At 49.7% G+C, this 1,085-nt stretch carries 1 protein-coding gene and 1 pseudogene; both read right to left on the bottom strand.

The features are described 5' to 3' along the window. Nucleotides 1–248, bottom strand: a pseudogene (locus tag RMSM_RS20195) (hypothetical protein); the annotation flags it as partial. 1 nt (nucleotide 249) lies between these two features. After that, nucleotides 250–1,017 carry a GxxExxY protein gene (locus RMSM_RS37170; protein WP_008700343.1) on the bottom strand — a complete coding sequence of 256 codons (768 nt, stop codon included), beginning with the start codon at nucleotides 1,015–1,017 and terminating at the stop codon, nucleotides 250–252. Between the last annotated feature and the right edge of the window lie 68 nt (nucleotides 1,018–1,085).

Raw genomic sequence — 1,085 nt, 5'->3', positions numbered from 1 at the left:
AGTCCCTCGGTGGCCAATTTCTCGCGAACCTTGCCGACCATGCGGTCGATCCCCATCATCCCGTAGGACTGGTCGTCAGTCAGGATGAATACAAAATTCGGACGATCGGAGGCGTCCAAGTGCGAGCAGAAGACAAAGATGGAGAATAACGTGAAGGCAAGTGTTTTCATGGCGAAGAAGGATTGGAGATTGACGAAGGCTGGCAGGAAGATGTTGGCAGGAAAATCATCATTGGAGCGATTAAACATGTTATCTTCCTGCCAACATTTTCCTGCCAGTAACCGCCTGACAATCAACTCGGTGCAGATCAATATTGATCCAAACAGCCGACTTCAGAGGACTCAGACGCAGCATCGCAGCAAGATGTTTTTCGTGTGTCACAAGGTATTCCGGTTTCAAAGTAGTTAGGAATAGAGCCGTTTGACTATCAAGCAAATAAAACGCTTGATTGCCCGCAGCTCTTCCATCGCAGAGCATCGGCAATTGTTGTGGCGCACTATCGGCACAACCCAGCTCGCTCAGAATCGCTTCGAGATAGAGCTGCCCCGACAGTCCCGTCCCCCAATCGTCAAGCAGCTCTTTCAAAAGATCGGTGATTCTGTGTTGTCCGATCTCATCGTCAAGTGTCAGATCATATTGTCGTCGTGATTCGCGATCGAGTGAGGTATTAACGAACCGAGACTCGACTTTCTCCGTGCGAAAGTTGACAATTTTGCCCCGTGTGGCGTTCACCAATAACAAGTAATTCAGAAGCTGGGCTTCATGGATTTTCGACAGCGCGCGAACGCATTTCAGCTCATAAATGACCGATTCCGCAACAACGCAGTCCATCCGGTAAGTCTTGCAAAAACTTCCGAACGAAACATCGATCGGCAGCTCGCGGTGTACTTCAAGACCGGCTGTTCGATAAACTCGGTTTTCGAACAGGACCTGATACACCGACTCGTCGCAGAGCCGGCCAAGTTCGTTATGAATCGAAAAGACAATTCCCATCACCCGATAGTCAACCTTGCGCATTTGATCTTCTGTGACGCGAGCAAACTGAATCGGGCATCTAATCGGCTAGTTTTTCGGGCTCCGTGTGC

The organism is Rhodopirellula maiorica SM1 (assembly GCF_000346295.1).
GTDB classification, from domain to species: Bacteria; Planctomycetota; Planctomycetia; order Pirellulales; family Pirellulaceae; genus Novipirellula; species Novipirellula maiorica.
The sequence above is the reverse complement of the archived record's forward strand: the minus strand, read 5'-3'. Positions and strand labels throughout refer to the sequence as shown.

What these genes read in the sequence shown, in the direction of transcription:
- RMSM_RS37170 (WP_008700343.1), bottom strand. Translation starts at nt 1,017, where the DNA reads ATGCGCAAGGTTGACTATCGGGTGATGGGAATTGTCTTTTCGATTCAT.